This is a genomic window from Streptomyces sp. BHT-5-2 (assembly GCF_019774615.1).
GTDB lineage: Bacteria > Actinomycetota > Actinomycetes > Streptomycetales > Streptomycetaceae > Streptomyces.
The window spans coordinates 5020236-5034414 of record NZ_CP081496.1; the positions used below are offsets into that span (position 1 = coordinate 5020236).

Annotated in this window: 12 protein-coding genes; 3 read left to right on the forward strand and 9 right to left on the reverse strand. The window is 75.2% G+C overall.

Annotated elements, in window-relative coordinates; all coding sequences use genetic code 11:
* Window positions 1–37 precede the first annotated feature (37 nt).
* The 3 genes from K2224_RS22295 to K2224_RS22305 form a co-directional block, all read right to left on the reverse strand.
* Window positions 38–1588 carry an acyl-CoA synthetase gene (locus K2224_RS22295; protein ID WP_221908287.1) on the reverse strand — a complete coding sequence of 517 codons (1551 nt, stop codon included), beginning with the start codon at window positions 1586–1588 and terminating at the stop codon, window positions 38–40.
* 71 nt (window positions 1589–1659) lie between these two features.
* On the reverse strand, window positions 1660–2778 hold the full coding sequence (locus K2224_RS22300) for a nitronate monooxygenase family protein (protein WP_221908288.1): 1119 nt from the start codon (window positions 2776–2778) through the stop codon (window positions 1660–1662).
* Between the two features lie 98 nt (window positions 2779–2876).
* Window positions 2877–4451, reverse strand: a complete 1575-nt coding sequence (locus K2224_RS22305) for an NAD(P)/FAD-dependent oxidoreductase (RefSeq protein WP_221908289.1) — start codon at window positions 4449–4451, stop codon at window positions 2877–2879.
* 194 nt (window positions 4452–4645) lie between these two features.
* On the opposite strand from K2224_RS22305, the gene K2224_RS22310 reads away from it, so the two are divergent.
* On the forward strand, window positions 4646–5950 hold the full coding sequence (locus tag K2224_RS22310) for a glycoside hydrolase family 27 protein (RefSeq protein WP_221908290.1): 1305 nt from the start codon (window positions 4646–4648) through the stop codon (window positions 5948–5950).
* 43 nt (window positions 5951–5993) lie between these two features.
* Here K2224_RS22310 and K2224_RS22315 read toward each other — a convergent pair whose 3' ends face one another.
* From K2224_RS22315 to K2224_RS22340, 6 genes are all read right to left on the reverse strand, one after another.
* The gene (locus K2224_RS22315; protein ID WP_221908291.1) at window positions 5994–7982 is read right to left on the reverse strand and encodes a serine/threonine-protein kinase; all 1989 of its coding nucleotides are present in this window, start codon (window positions 7980–7982) and stop codon (window positions 5994–5996) included.
* A 108-nt stretch (window positions 7983–8090) separates the two neighbouring features.
* Entirely contained in the window at window positions 8091–8945 is an 855-nt protein-coding gene (locus K2224_RS22320) for an oxygenase MpaB family protein (RefSeq protein WP_221908292.1), read from the reverse strand.
* A gap of 23 nt (window positions 8946–8968) precedes the next feature.
* Window positions 8969–10168, reverse strand: coding sequence for an acyl-CoA dehydrogenase family protein (locus K2224_RS22325; RefSeq protein ID WP_221908293.1), 1200 nt, complete (start codon window positions 10166–10168; stop codon window positions 8969–8971).
* A gap of 216 nt (window positions 10169–10384) precedes the next feature.
* Window positions 10385–10867, reverse strand: a complete 483-nt coding sequence (locus K2224_RS22330; RefSeq protein ID WP_221908294.1) for an SH3 domain-containing protein — start codon at window positions 10865–10867, stop codon at window positions 10385–10387.
* 186 nt (window positions 10868–11053) lie between these two features.
* Window positions 11054–11818 carry a VOC family protein gene (locus tag K2224_RS22335; protein ID WP_221908295.1) on the reverse strand — a complete coding sequence of 255 codons (765 nt, stop codon included), beginning with the start codon at window positions 11816–11818 and terminating at the stop codon, window positions 11054–11056.
* A gap of 125 nt (window positions 11819–11943) precedes the next feature.
* The gene (locus K2224_RS22340; protein WP_221908296.1) at window positions 11944–13110 is read right to left on the reverse strand and encodes an NAD(P)/FAD-dependent oxidoreductase; all 1167 of its coding nucleotides are present in this window, start codon (window positions 13108–13110) and stop codon (window positions 11944–11946) included.
* A 433-nt stretch (window positions 13111–13543) separates the two neighbouring features.
* On the opposite strand from K2224_RS22340, the gene K2224_RS22345 reads away from it, so the two are divergent.
* Window positions 13544–13732: a hypothetical protein gene (locus K2224_RS22345; protein WP_221908297.1), complete on the forward strand. Its 189-nt coding sequence runs from the start codon at window positions 13544–13546 to the stop codon at window positions 13730–13732.
* Window positions 13733–13876: 144 nt separating this feature from the next.
* A complete protein-coding gene (locus K2224_RS22350; RefSeq protein WP_221908298.1) occupies window positions 13877–14128 on the forward strand; it encodes a DUF5133 domain-containing protein in 252 nt (83 codons plus the stop codon).
* Window positions 14129–14179: the final 51 nt, after the last annotated feature.

Sequence of the window (14179 nt, forward strand, 5' to 3'; positions counted from 1 at the left end):
CACGGCTGCCGGGGGCCGCGGCGTACGGCGCGCGCGGTCACACGGCGCGCTCCCGGCCCTCCCAATACGGGTCGCGCAGCCGCCGCTTGTAGAGCTTGCCGTTGGGGTCGCGGGGCAGGGCGGTGGTGAAGTCGACGGTGCGGGGGCGCTTGTAGCCGGCGAGCCGGTGGGCGCAGTGGTCGAGGATCTCGGCGGCCAGTTCCGGTCCGGCGCGGTGGCCGTCGGCGGGTTCGACGACCGCCTTGACCTCCTCGCCCCAGTCGTCGTGCGGGACGCCGAAGGCGGCGGCGTCGGCGACGGCCGGGTGGGCGAGCAGCACCGACTCGATCTCGGCGGGGTAGATGTTGACCCCGCCGGAGATGATCATGTCGATCTTGCGGTCGCGGAGGAAGAGGTAGCCGTCCTCGTCGAGGTAGCCGAGGTCGCCGACGGTGAAGAAGTCGCCGATGCGGTTCTTCCGGGTCTTGTCCTCGTCCTTGTGGTAAGCGAAGCCCCCGGTGGTCATCTTCAGGTAGACGGTGCCCAGTTGACCGGCCGGCAGCCGGTTTCCGTCGTCGTCGAAGACCGCCAGCTCGCTGATCGGCCAGGCTCGGCCGACCGTGCCGGGCTTCTTCAGCCAGTCCTCGGCGGTGGCGAAGGCGCCGCCGCCCTCGCTGGCCGCGTAGTACTCCTCGACGCAGCCGCCCCACCAGTCGATCATGGCGCGTTTGACGTGGTCGGGGCAGGGTGCGGCGCCGTGGATGGCGTGCCGCATCGACGAGACGTCGTAGCCGGCGCGGGCCTCCTCTGGGAGGGCGAGCAGGCGGTGGAACTGGGTGGGCACCATGTGGGTGTGGGTGCACCGGTGCCGCTCGATCAGGCGCAGCATCTCCGGTGGCGTCCACTTGTCCATCAGGACGACGCGGTGGCCGATGTGCAGGGAGGCGCCGGCGAACTGCAGGACGGCGGTGTGGTAGAGCGGCGAGCAGACCAGGTGGACGTTGTCGTCGAACGGCCGGATGCCGAAGATGGCGAGGAAGCCGCCGAGGTAGGTCTCCTCGGGGGGCTTGCCGGGCAGCGGGCGGCGGATGCCGCGGGGGCGGCCGGTGGTACCGGAGGTGTAGTTCATCACCCAGCCCAGGGTCCGGCCGGTGGGCGCGGACTCCGGTTGTCCGTCCAGGAGTTGGCGGTAGGGCCGGAAGCCGTCGACGGGTCCGACGGCGTACCGCCGCTCGGCGGCCAGGCCCGCCTCGTCGGCCGCCTGCCGGGCCGCGTCGCCGAACCGCTCGTGGGCGATCAGCACCTTGGCGCCGGAGTCGGCGACGATCCAGGCGATCTCCGGGCCGACCAGGTGGTGGTTGACCGGGACGAGGTAGAAGCCGGCCTGGGAGGCGGCGAGGTAGGCGGTGAAGAACTCCACGCCGTTGGGGAGCACCACGGCGAAGGCGTCGCCGCGTTCCAGGCCGGCCGCGCGCAGCCCGTGGACCAGCCGGTTGGCGGCGGCGTGCAGACGGCCGGCGGTCCACTCCTCGCCGTCCGGGGCGATCAGGACCGTCCGGCCGGGGTCGGCGGTGGCCTGTGCCCAGAAGCCGTTGGGGGTGTCGGGCATGGTCGGGTCCTCCTCGGGCGGTGGCGGCAGGGCGGTCGGCGGTGCGGGGACGGCGGTGCGGGGACCGGCGGTCAGGCGCGGCCGGCGATCCGGTCGATCCGGTCGACGGCCCGCTCGAAGCCGCGGGTGAGGTCGTCGAAGACGGCCCGGACGCTGCGTTCGCTGGTCATCCGGCCGACGATCTGGCCGACCGGGGTGCCGAGCAGCGGCTCGACCTCGTGCCGCTGGATACGGGAGTTGGCCTCGGCGACCAGCAGGCCCTGGAGCGGCATCGGCAGGGTGCCGGGGCCGTCGGGGTCGTCCCAGGCGTCCGTCCAGGCGGTGCGGAGCTGGCGGGCGGGCTTGCCGGTCAGGGCGCGGGAGCGGACGGTGTCGCCGGGGCCGGCGGCGAGCAGTTTCGCGGTCAGCCGCCGGGAGTGCAGGTCGGCCTCCTCGGTGGTGAGCCAGATCGAGCCGAGCCAGACGCCCTGGGCACCCAGCGCGAGTCCGGCGGCGATCTGCTCGCCGGTGCCGATGCCGCCGGCGGCCAGCACCGGCAACGGGTCGACGGCGGCCACCACTTCCGGGGTGAGCACCATGGTGGCGATCTCGCCGGTGTGGCCGCCGGCCTCGTATCCCTGGGCCACGACGACGTCGATCCCGGCGGCCTTGTGGTGCAGCGCGTGGCGCGGGCTGCCGGCCAGCGCGGCGACCCGGACGCCACGGTCGTGGGCGCGCGCGATCACGTCGGCGGGCGGGGAGCCGAGGGCGTTGGCGAGGAGGGCGATGGGGTAGTCGAAGGCCACGTCGAGCTGGCTGCGGGCGACCTGCTCCATCCAGCCGGTGATCCGCCAGCCGGACGGCTCGCCGGGCGGGAGCGGCGGCACGTCGTACTTCTCCAGGAGCGCCGTGACGTGGCGGCGGTGCTCCTCGGGGATCATCGCCTCGACGTCGGCCTCGGTCAGTGTCCGGCCTTCCGGGGCCTCGACCTTCGCGGCGGGCATCACCACGTCGAGGCCGTAGGGCAGTCCGTCGGTGTGCTCCTGCATCCAGTCGAGGTCGCGGGCCAGTTCACCGGGGGCGGTGTAGCGGACCGCGCCGAGCACCCCGAACCCGCCGGCCCGGGTGATCGCCGCGGCCACCGCGGGAAAGGGCGTGAACCCGAAGACGGCGTGCTCGACGCCCAGCGCGTTGCTCAGCTCCGTCTGCATGGGCGCAGGATGCCGCAGCGGGCCGCACGAGGGAAGAGATTTTCTGATGCAGCGTCAGAAATTGGTCGGTCGTGGCCGGCTCCCGCGCGTCCCCGCGGTCACCTCGACTCCTCCAGCACCGCCATCGCCGCGTTGTGGCCGGGGATGCCGCTCACGCCGCCGCCGCGCGGCGCGCCCGCCCCGCACAGCAGGACGTTGGCGTGGCCGGTGGCGACGCCCCAGCGGGCCGGGGCGGTGGTGAGGGCGTCCGCGTCCTCGGCGAACGGGAAGGCCAGCTCGCGGTGGAAGATGTTGCCGCCGGGCAGGCCCAGTTCGCGGTCGAGGTCGAGCGGGCTGCGGGCCTCGACGCAGGGGCGGCCGTCGGCGTCCCGGGCCAGGCAGCCGGCGAGCGGTTCGGCGAGGTGCGCGTCGAGCTGGGCGAGGGTGGCGGCCAGCAACCGGTCGCGGGTGGTCGGCTCATCGGCGGTGTCGGCTGCGAACAACCGGGCGGGGGTGTGCAGTCCGAAGAGGGTGAGGGTGTGGTAGCCCTGGCGGACCAGGTCGGCGCCCAGGATGGAGGGGTCGGTCAGGGAGTGGCAGTAGATCTCGGAGGGCGGCGCGGCGGGCGGCCGGCCGGCCGCGGCCTCCCGGTGGGCGGTCTCCAACTGCCCGTAGCCCTCGGCGATGTGGAAGGTGCCGGAGAACGCCTCGCGCGGGTCGGTGTGCGGGTCGCGGAGCCGGGGCAGTCGGGTGAGCAGCATGTTCACCTTCAGCTGGGCGCCTTCGGCGGGCGGCGGCGCGGGCTCGCCGAGCAGCCGGGCCAGCTCGCGGGGCGCGGCGTTGACGAGCACACGGCGGGCGCCGATCGTGCCGCCCTCCGCGGTGGTGACCTCCGCGGTGCGGCCGTCGGTTGCCAGCGCGGCGACCGGGCAACCGGTGACGATCTCGGCGCCGGCCCGGCGGGCGGCGTCGGCGAGGGCGTCGGTCAGGGTGCCCATCCCGCCGAGGGGGACGTCCCAGTCGCCGGTGCCGCCGCCGATCACGTGGTAGAGGAAGCACCGGTTCTGACGGAGCGTCGGGTCGTGGGCGGTGGCGAAGGTGCCGATCAGCCCGTCGGTGAGGACCACGCCGCGCACCAGGTCGTCGTGGAAGGTCGCCTCGATCAGCTCCCCCAGGGGGCGCTCGAAGAGCGCGTGCCAGGTGGCGTCGTCGCCGACCCGGGCGCGGAGGGACGCGCGGGTGGGGAGCGGCGCGGTGAGGGTGGGGAAGACCCGCTCGGCGAGCCGGCGGGTGGCGCCGTAGAAGTCCTGCCAGGCGGCGAACTCCCGGTCGGAGCCGGTGAGTCGGGCGAAGGAGGCGCGGGTGCGGGCCCTTCCGCCGCCGACCAGCAGGCCGGTGGGGCGGCCGGCGCGCACCACGGGGGTGTAGGAGGAGACGGTGCGCTTGCGGACCGCGAAGCGGAGGCCGAGGTCCCGGACGATCTTCGGCGGCAGCAGGCTGACGAGGTAGGAGTAGCGGGACAGCCGGGCGTCGAACCCGGGGAACGCCCGGGTGGAGACGGCGGCGCCGCCGGTGTGGTCCAGCCGCTCCAGCACCAGCACGCTGCGCCCGGCGCGGGCGAGGTACGCGGCGGCCACCAGCCCGTTGTGCCCGCCGCCCACGATGACGACGTCGTACGAAGTCCGTTCCGGCATGCCTCTTGTTAGCACGGAGGTTCGGCGGCCGCCAGGGAGGAAACGCGCGGCTGCGGCGGAATGAATCGTTTGTTCCGGGCGGTGCGGCTTCTTGACCGGTCATCAGATGACTTCTAGCGTCCGGCCGTGCGCGCCCTGGAACCGCCCTGTCGGCCGTTCTGCCCGGCCGACCCACCCACCACGTGAGGTGACTCGTGTCCCATCCGTCGGTATCCCGCATCGGCCGCACCCTCGCCGGACTCGTCGCCGTCACCGCCTGCTCGGCGGGAGTTCTCTCGGCCACCGCCACCGCCTCCGCCACCCCGTCGAGACCCCCCGGCGCCGCACCGGACTCCGGGTACCCGAACCTCACCCCGACGCCCCCGATGGGCTGGAACAACTGGTCGTACTACCAGTGCGGCGGCCTCAACGAGCAGGTCGTCCTGGACAACGCCCGGGCCCTGGTCCGCAGCGGACTGGCGAGCCAGGGCTACCGCACGGTCACCGTCGACGACTGCTGGATGGCCAAGCAGCGCGGCGCCGGCGGCGAGCTGGTCGCCGACCCCGCGAAGTTCCCGCACGGCATGGCGCACCTCGGGCGGGAACTCCACAAGCTGGGACTGAAGTTCGGCATCTACGAGGACGTCGGCAAGCTGACCTGTGGCAAGTACCCGGGCAGCTACGGGCACTTCGAGCAGGACGCCAAGCTCTTCGCGAGCTGGGGGGTGGACTACCTCAAGGCGGACGGCTGCAACGTCCCGGTGCCCAAGGGGCAGAGCAAGGAGCGGGCCTACCACGACCTGTACGCGCAGCAGAGCCGGGCACTGCGGGCCACCCGGCGGCGCATCGTCTTCTCGGTCTCCGCGCCGGCCTACTTCCAGTTCTCCGGTGACGCGGTCTGGCACAAGGTCATCCAGTGGTCCGCGCAGCTGGGCAACCTGTGGCGGGGCGGGGCGGACATCGCGTTGCAGCAGAGCACCCCGGCCGCGAAGTGGGCGTCCATCAGCGGCAACTTCCGCTACAACGCCAACCTCGCCGACCTCCAGCGCCCCGGACGCTGGAACGACCCGGACTTCCTGCTGGTGGGCGACTCCGGGCTGAGCCGGGACGAGATGCAGAGCCAGATGTCGCTGTGGGCGATGATGGCCGCGCCGCTGATCTCCAGCACCGACCTGGGCAGGTTGTCGCCGGCGGCGCGGGCGATCCTGGGGAACCGCGAGGTGATCGCGGTCGACCAGGACCCGCTGGGCGTCCAGGGCCACATCGTGCAGCAGGACGGCGACGGGGTGGTGCTGACCAAGCCGCTGCGCAACGGCGACCGGGCCGTTGCGCTGTTCAACGGGGGCGGCACCGCCCGCACGCTGTCCATCACGGCGGGCGCCGCCGAACTGCCCAGGGCCCACTCCTACGTGGCACGCGACCTCGTCACCGGGCGCAGCGCCCGGACCACCCGGACGATCATCGCCCGGAACGTCCCGCCGCACGCCACGGTGCTCTTCCGGGTCCGGCCGGAGCACTGAACCGGCGGCCCCGCGCACCGCGGCGGGGCTCCGCGGGCGTCCACTACCGCCGGGTCGCGGCTCGCTCCCGGCGCAGCGCCGCGACCCGGCGGTGGAGGGCGTCCGCCTCGTCCGGCCGGCCCAGCCGTGCCAGGCACTGGGCCTGTTCGCCGCGGCTGGCCAGCGCGTCGAGGTGGGCCGCACCCAGGACCCGGGCGCGGGCGTCGGCGACCCGGCGGTGGACGTCCAGCGCCTCGGCCCAGCGGCCGAGCCGGCCCAGCGCCACGGCGGTCTCGCGGTGGCTGGCCAGGGTGTCGGGGTGGTCGGCGCCGAGCACCCGGGCGCGGACCGCGGCCACCTCCCGGGCCTCGGCGAGCGCCTCCGGCCAACGGTCCTGGCGGCCGTAGTTGACGCCCAGGCCGTGCCGGGCGCGGAGGGTCTCCGGGTCGTGCGGACCGTGGGCGCGGGTGCGGGCCGCCACCAGGTCGCGGTAGTGGGCCAGCGCCTCCGCGCTGCGGCCCAGCCGGCCGAGCGCGACACCGGTCTCGTAGCGGGCGGCGAGGGTGTCCGGGTGGTCCGGGCCGAGCGCGGCGGCCTGCCCCGCGGCCACCTCCTGATAGGCCGTCAGCGCCTCCGCCCAGCGCCCCAACCGCCCTGATACGAAGGCGTGTTGCCAGCGGGAGGCGAGGGTGTCGGGGTGGTGGGCGCCGAGCACCCGGGTGCGGGCCTCGGCGACCTCGCGGGCGGCGGTCCGGCACTCCTCCAGGCGGCCCAGCCGGCCGAGGCCGACCGCGATGTCGTGGCGGCAGCCGAGGGTGTCGGGGTGGTCCGGGCCGAGCAGCCGCTCGCGGCCGGCCAGCACCTCGGTGCGCAGCTCCTGGGCCTCGAAGTGCCGGTCCGCCCCGGCCAGCGCGTGGGCCTGCGCCAGCCGTCCGGCCAGCGCGGCGAGGAGGGCGTGGTGGTCGCCGGGCGGGGCCGGGCGGTCGGAGCCGAGGGCCGGTGACGCCTCGCCGCGCAGCGGGTCGCCGGGCGGGGTCCAGACGTCGGTGAGGCCCGCGACGGCCGGGTCCGCCGCGGGCCGGTGCGGTGGCCGGGTGCCGGCGGCCGGGGCGCCGGCGGTGATCCCGCGGGTCCAGGACGGCAGCCGCGGGGCGGGCACCGTCAGGTCTTCCGGCGCCGGGCCGGCACCCCGCGGGGCGCGGCGGTGGCGGGCGTCCGCCAGGCGCTTGGCGAGGTCGTCGGCGTCCCGCGGCCGGTCGTCCGGCTCCTTTGCCAGCAGGTCGAGGACGATCCGCTCGTACGCCTCGGGCAGGTCGGGGCGGACCGCGCGCGGCGGGTCCGGGGCGGTGTCGCGGTGGCCGACCAGCACCGCCCAGGCGTCGCCCTGGGCGAACGGCGGGGCGCCGGTGGCGATCTCGTAGAGCACACAGCCCAGGGAGTACAGGTCGCTGCGGTGGTCGACGGTGCCGCCGCCGATCTGCTCGGGCGACATGTAGTGCGGGCTGCCCATGGCGACGCCGGTGCCGGTGAGCCGGGTGGTGAAGCCGATGTCGTGGCCGAGCCGGGCGATGCCGAAGTCGCAGATCTTGACCGTGCCGTCGGTGGTCCGCACGATGTTGGCCGGTTTCAGGTCCCGGTGCACCACGGCCTGTTCATGGGTGTACGCCAGGGCCGCGGCGATCTGCTCGGCGATCTCGACGACGTCCGGGACCGGCAGCGGCTGGCGCCGGTTGTCGTCCAGCAGCTGGCTGAGGTTGCGGCCGTTCAGCAGCTCCATGACGAGGAAGAGGATGCCGTCGTCCTCGCCGAAGTCGTGCACGACGGTGATGCCGCGGTGCTGGAGCGCGGCCGCGACCCGGGCCTCGCGGCGGAAGCGCTCCCGCAGCACCCGTAGGAATCCTGGTTCCTGCCGATCCCCCATCGGCTTGAGGCACTTGACGGCGACCAGCCGGCCCAGCGACTCGTCGCGGGCCCGCCACACCTCCCCCATGCCGCCGCGTCCGATGGTGTCGAGCAGTCGGTAACGCCCCTGGACAAGACTGTGCTCCGCCATCCCTGTCGCCGCCCCCGCTCCCGCGTTCAGCCGCGTGGATCCCCCTGTGTGCCGTGCCCGTCCAGTATGGCGGCGGAGCGACCCGGCTTGTAGGGCCTGTCCGACGGGTCAGGGCCGGACCGGCCGCGCATCGGGGCCGAGCCTGGCCACCGCCCGCAGGACGTGCCGCGGCGGCAGCTGCCAGCGGACCCCCGCCGGGACCGCGCGCAGCAGCCGGCCGGCCCTGCGCAGCCGGCGGGTGACGAGGGCGGGCGGCGGCGCCGGCCGGCCGTAGAGCCGGTGGGCGTACGGGGGCAGCGCCGCGTAGGCCAGCTCCGCCACCGGCCGCCAGAGCAGGGCACGGGCCGGGACGAGCGGCGCCGCGATCGGCGGGCGCCGCAGGAAGGCGTCGACCTGGCGAGCCTCGGGGGTCGGCGCGAGGTCCGGCCGGACCCGGTCGAAGTAGGCGGCGAACGCGGCCGTGTCGCCGGGGACGGTGTCCGGGTCCAGGCCCACGAGCCGGGCGCTGGTGCGCTGTTCGTCGAGATAGCGGTCGGCCTGCCGGTCGGCGAGCGGGTGGCCGGAGCGGCGCAGCACCTGGAGGTAGGAGTCGACCTCGGCGCAGTGCACCCACAGCAGCAGCTCCGGTGCGTCGATGCGGTAGCGCTCGCCGGTGTCCGGGTCGGTGGCGGTCAGCCGGCGGTGCAGGCCGCGGACCGCGGCGCCGGCCCGTTCGGCGGCGTCGGTGGTGCCGTAGGTGAGGGTGCCGACGAAGTCGGCGGTGCGCATCAGCCGCCCCCAGGCGTCCCGCCGGCCCTGCTCGTCCATGCCGAAGGCGGCCGAGTTCTGCATGACGCCGCGCACCGCGCGCGGGTACAGCGCCTGGAGGTAGAGCGCGCGGACGCCCGCGATCCACATCATCGGGTCCGCGTGCAGCTGCCAGGTCACCGAGCCGGGCCCGAAGAGCCCGGGGTCGCCTGCCATCGGCCTCGCCTCCCGCCGGCCGGTCAGCGCCGCACCCGGGGCATGCCCAGGCCGATCCAGGAGATGATCTCGCGCTGGATCTCGTTGTTGCCGCCGCCGAAGGTGAAGATGACCGCGGAGCGGTAGCCGCGCTCCAGTTCGCCGTGGAGCACCGCGCCGGCCGAGCCCTCCTTCAGCGGTCCGGCGGCGCCGGCCACCTCCATCAGCCAGGCGTAGGCGTCCCGGCGGGCCTCGGAGCCGTAGACCTTGACGGCGGAGGCGTCCTGGGGGGTCAGCGTGCCCTGTTGGAGGGCGTCGACCATCCGCCAGTTCAGCAGCTTCATGGCCTCCAGTCTGGCGTGCGTGCGGGCCAGCCGCCCGCGCACCCAGCCCAGGTCGATGACCCGGCGGCCGTCGGCGAGCTTGGTGCCGGCCGCCCAGCGCCGGACGTCGTGGAGCGCGCGGATGGCCATGGTGCCGTGGGCGGCGAGGGTGACCCGCTCGTGGTTGAGCTGGTTGGTGATGATCCGCCAGCCCTGGTTCTCCCGGCCGACGCGGCGGGTGGCGGGGACGGTGATGTTCTCGTAGTAGCTGGCGGTGGTGTCGTGCGAGGCGAGGGTGTTGATCACGGTGCAGGAGTAGCCGGGGTCACTGGTGGGGACCAGGAGCAGGGTGATGCCCTTGTGGGGCGGCACTCCCTCCTCGATGGGGGCGGTGCGCACCGCCAGCCAGACCCAGTGGGCGGTGTCGCCGTTGGTGGTCCAGATCTTCTGGCCGTTGACGATGTAGTGGCCGGTCTCCTCGTCGCCCTCGCGCACCGCGCGGGTCTTCAGGGAGGCCAGGTCGGTGCCGGCGTCCGGTTCGCTGTAGCCGATCGCGAAGTCGAGCTCCCCGGAGAGGATCCGGGGCAGGAAGTACGCCTGCTGCTCCTCAGTGCCGAACCGCATGAGGGTGGGACCGACGGTGTTCAGCGCCATCACCGGCAGCGGCACCCCGGCCTGGGCGGCCTCGTCGAAGAAGATGAACTGCTCCATGGGCGTCAGGCCGCGCCCGCCGTACTCCTTGGGCCAGCCCACGCCCAGCCAGCCGTCGGTGCCGAGCCGGCGCACGGTCTCGCGGTAGAAGCGCTTCTGCGCGGCCGGGTCGGCGTACCGGGTGTGGGCGTCGTCCGGTACCAGTTCGCCGAAGTACGTGCGCAGTTCGGCGCGCAGCCGCTGCTGTTCCGGGGTGTAGTCCAGGTGCACGGCCCCTCCACCAGTCGTCCGGTCCACTCGTTCCGTCGCCCGGCGGCCGCCGGGTGCTGACGGCCCGTCGGATTCCGCGGTCGGGGGCACAGTAGAACGCGTTCCAGAAATACGGAAGGGTGGTGACCGGTCGGCCGGCGATGCGCGAGGGGCCCGGCGCGGCACCTGGAGGGGTGCCGGGCCGGGCCCGTTCCGGAACCGCCGCGCGGGGCGGCGTCAGCCGGCGTACCGGTATTCGTCGTTCGGCTGGGCGCGGTCACGGTGCACGTCCTTGCAGTACCGGACGTTGCCGTGGTTCGACACGTGCTTGGCAGCGATCCAGGTCCGGCGGCTGCCCCGGATCAGGTACCAGAGGTCGTTGCCGCGGATGCTCTGGGCGCGGACCTTGCAGACCAGGTAGATCCGGGTGCCGTTGCGGAGGTAACCCTTGGACGACGAGTCGGTGCTGGGGTACTCGCGCTCGTTCATCCCGCGGGCGGCGGTCACGCTGCCGTAGGCGTAGTCCTGACCGGACTCCATCTGGGGGGCCGGCTGCTCCTCGGGAGCGGGCTGCTCCTGCGGGGTGGGCCGGGGGTGCGGCGCGGCCTGGGCCGGAGCCGCAACGAGCAGCGTCGCCCCCAGGGCGACAGCCGTGGTCAGGGCGCCCGCACCGGCTGCGAGCTTCTTGCCTCGGGCCACGAGGACGTCGGTCGTGGGCATAGGGGTCTCCTGTTCTTGACGCGCGATGCGTTGCCGCGCAGTGCCACCCATCGGTGCGTTGCGGACATTACGCGTAAAGACCCCAAATAGTGTGGTGAAACGACGACCACGCGGCCGATCGTGTGACGGCGGTCGCCGGTGGCCGAACGAGCCCGCCCGCCCCCGGCGGCGCGGCGGTACGCGCGGTCAGCCTTCGGTGCCCGCCTGGTGGATGCCGAAGACGGCGCCCTGCGGATCGCGCAGCATGGCGATCCGCGGCCCGTCCGGCACGTCCGTCGGCGCCATCAGCAGCATCCCTCCGGTGTCGGCGGCCCGCGCCGCGGTCGCGTCGACGGACTCGACCGCGAAGTACGGCAGCCAGTGCGGCCGGACGTCCTCCCGGTCGCGCGCCTCCACGGTGCTCATCCCCCCGAAGTCGGCGCCGCCGATGCCCCATTGGGTGTAGGTGCCGTGGGATCTGACGGACCATCCGAAGGTCCGGGAGTAGAAGGACACCGCGGACTCGGCGTCGCCGGTGGCCAGTTCGACCCAGCCGAGCGCGCCGGACTCGTTCAGCAGCTCGGCGCCGGCGAAGGACCGGGCCTGCCAGACCGCGAAGGCGGCGCCCGCCGGATCGGCCAGCACCGCGAACCGGCCCAGGTCGAGGAGGTCGCGCGGCGGCACCAGCACCCGGCCGCCGGCCCCGGTCACCGCCTCGGCCAGGGCCTCGGCGTCCGGGGTGGCGAACGTGACGGTCCAGGCGGTCGGTTGGCCCGGCGCGTACAGCGGGGCGGCCGCGGCGACCCGGGCGCCGCCCACCGCGAAGACCGTGTAGCCGCCGGACTCCGGGCGCGGGTCGGTGTCGGCGTGCCAGCCGAAGACCTCGCGGTAGTAGAGGGCGGCCGCGGGCACGTCCGAGGTGCCCAGCTCCACCCAGCACGGCGCACCGGGCGTGGGCTCGGTGATCTTCACGGGTCGCTCCGTCCCTCGGCGCCACGGGCCGGGCCGGCGGTGCGCGGGGCCGCGCCGCCCCCGGCGTCCTCCGGTGCCGATCGTCCGACGGGCGGTGCGGGCCCGCAACCCGGCGGCGGGCCGGGTCAGGAGGGGTGCGGGTGCCGGCGGCGGGGCAGGTGGTGGACGGGGCGCGGGGCGGCCGGGGCGAGGGCGGCGTCCAGGTCGTGGGCGGCGGCTGCCGCCGCGGCGGCCGAGCGGGGGAAGAGCGCCGCCTCGTACGCCCGGACCGCCTGGTCCGGGTCGGTCTGCCAGGTGTGCGCCTCGGCGAGGTGCCGGGCCAGCTCGCAGCCGTCCCGCAGGGCCAGGTCCGCGCCCGGGCCGGAGAGCGGCGTCATCACGTGCGCGGCGTCGCCCAGCAGCGTCAGGCCCGGGGTGTGCGGCCAGGTGTGCGGGACCGGCAGCGCGAACAGCGGGCGGTTGGCGAAGCCTTCGTCGCTGTCCCGCAGCAGCGCCCGCAGCCCGTCGTGCCAGCCGTCGAACGCGGCCAGCAGCGCGGCGCGGACCGCCTCGGTGTCGGCGGTGCCCACCCCCGCCTGCCGGGCCCAGTCCTCGGAGCAGCGCAGGGCCGCGTAGACCCGGATCCGGCCGCGGCCGTCGCGCCGGGCGAGCAGACCCCGCGGTCCGGACAGCGCCATCATGGTGCCGCGGCCCACCAGTCGGGCGATCGCGGGGTGCCGGGCGTCGACGTCGTGGAGGCCGGTCTCGACGAAGGTCACGCCGGAGTAGTGCGGGACCGCCTCGGACAGCTGCGGCCGCACCCGGGACCAGGTCCCGTCGGCGCCGATCACCAGGTCGAAGGTGGCGGTTTCGCCGTCGTCGAAGACGACCTGGTGCCGGCCGCCGCCGCGCGGGTGCAGCGTCCGCAGATACCTGCCCCACCGGACGGTGCCGGGCGCGAGGGCGTCCGCCAGCAGCCGGCGCAGCTCGCGCCGGCCGATCTCGGGGCGCTGCGCGGTCGGGCCGGGCGCGGGGACCTCCTGATCGAGCACCGTGCCGGTGCGGTCCAGCAGCCGGACCTCCTGTCCGGCGGGCCGGGCCGCGGCGCGGAACTCCCGCTCCAGCCCGGCCGCGCGCAGCGCCGCCTGCCCGCTCGCCGGCCGCAGCTCCAGCGGACCGCCGGGCGCGGACCCCACCGGGCCGAGCGCGCGCTCGAAGACGGTCACCGGTACCCCGTAGCGCTGGAGCACCCGGGCGCAGAGCAGCCCGCCGGGACCGGCGCCGATGATCGCGATACGGAAGGTGGGGGGCATGGCGCGGCGCTCCTCGGTGCTCCTCGGCCCGCGGCCCGTCTCCCGTACCGGGGCCGTCCTCGCTTCCAGAGGAGCACAGCCGCCGCGAAGACGCGATCGGTGCCGGCGGGCGGCTCGGCGACCGGGAGAGTCCGGGGTGGTCCGGGACGGCCTCGGAAGGGGCGGGAGGGTGCCGGAACGGCGCCAACGAGGCCGGTGGGGCGGGTGGTTCAGGTGGCTCGGGAGGTGCGGTGGGCAGGGCCGGGGCGGGCTCCGGGCATGTACTGGCCGCGGAGGGTCCGGCGGACGGCCCGGCCACGGCGGCGGGTCCCGCGGCGGCCGGACTGCCCGAAGCGGCGGCCGGTTTGCCGGAAAGGGCGACCCGTTTGCCGGAAGGAGCGGCGGGCAGCAGATCGGCGCAGGATGGAACCACCCAGAAGGGAGGGCCGCCGGCATGAACAAGGGAACGACCGGCGACGGGCCGGAGGCGGTGCCCACCACCCCGCGGCCGGTGCCGCGCGATCCGGGGACGCCCGACCCCGAGGACGAGCCCCCGGAGCCGCCGGAGGACCCGGAGTCGGCCCCCGAGGAGCCGCCCGGCGCCCGGCCCGGCGAACACCCGGCGCCCGAGCCGCCCGACTGAGCCCGCCGGGCGCCGCCCCGGGGGGCCGTCCGGTTGCAGCCGCCGCCCGATCGGCGCAAGGTGGGAGCCACTCCGGTCCGGGCGCGCGCCGACGCGCCGGTCAGCCGCCCGGGTACGCCGGGCCGAGGTCGGGAGAGAACGGCGATGTTGCTGCCGGACAAGTCCGTACTCGCGCAGCTGCTGCGGCGCTATCGCGTCTGGGAGCGGGTGGTGCTCGCCGACCCGCACGATCCGGCCGCCCGGCGCCGGCTGGAGGACGTCGCGTACACGCTCTGCGTACTGATGGGGCGGCGCACCGTCCACGAGGCGATCATCGAGGCGGAGCAGTACCTGGCGACGGACCGGACGGCGACGGACCGGACCGAACCCCGGACGCCCGAACGGCACAACGGCTAGGGCCTGTCCGATGGGTCGGCGTGGATCAGCCCGCGGCTTCTGGTGCCGTGC

What these genes read in the sequence shown, in the direction of transcription:
- K2224_RS22295 (WP_221908287.1), bottom strand. Translation starts at nt 1,588, where the DNA reads ATGCCCGACACCCCCAACGGCTTCTGGGCACAGGCCACCGCCGACCCC.
- K2224_RS22300 (WP_221908288.1), bottom strand. Translation starts at nt 2,778, where the DNA reads ATGCAGACGGAGCTGAGCAACGCGCTGGGCGTCGAGCACGCCGTCTTC.
- K2224_RS22305 (WP_221908289.1), bottom strand. Translation starts at nt 4,451, where the DNA reads ATGCCGGAACGGACTTCGTACGACGTCGTCATCGTGGGCGGCGGGCAC.
- K2224_RS22315 (WP_221908291.1), bottom strand. Translation starts at nt 7,982, where the DNA reads ATGGCGGAGCACAGTCTTGTCCAGGGGCGTTACCGACTGCTCGACACC.
- K2224_RS22320 (WP_221908292.1), bottom strand. Translation starts at nt 8,945, where the DNA reads ATGGCAGGCGACCCCGGGCTCTTCGGGCCCGGCTCGGTGACCTGGCAG.
- K2224_RS22330 (WP_221908294.1), bottom strand. Translation starts at nt 10,867, where the DNA reads ATGCCCACGACCGACGTCCTCGTGGCCCGAGGCAAGAAGCTCGCAGCC.
- K2224_RS22340 (WP_221908296.1), bottom strand. Translation starts at nt 13,110, where the DNA reads ATGCCCCCCACCTTCCGTATCGCGATCATCGGCGCCGGTCCCGGCGGG.
- K2224_RS22345 (WP_221908297.1), top strand. Translation starts at nt 13,544, where the DNA reads ATGAACAAGGGAACGACCGGCGACGGGCCGGAGGCGGTGCCCACCACC.
- K2224_RS22350 (WP_221908298.1), top strand. Translation starts at nt 13,877, where the DNA reads ATGTTGCTGCCGGACAAGTCCGTACTCGCGCAGCTGCTGCGGCGCTAT.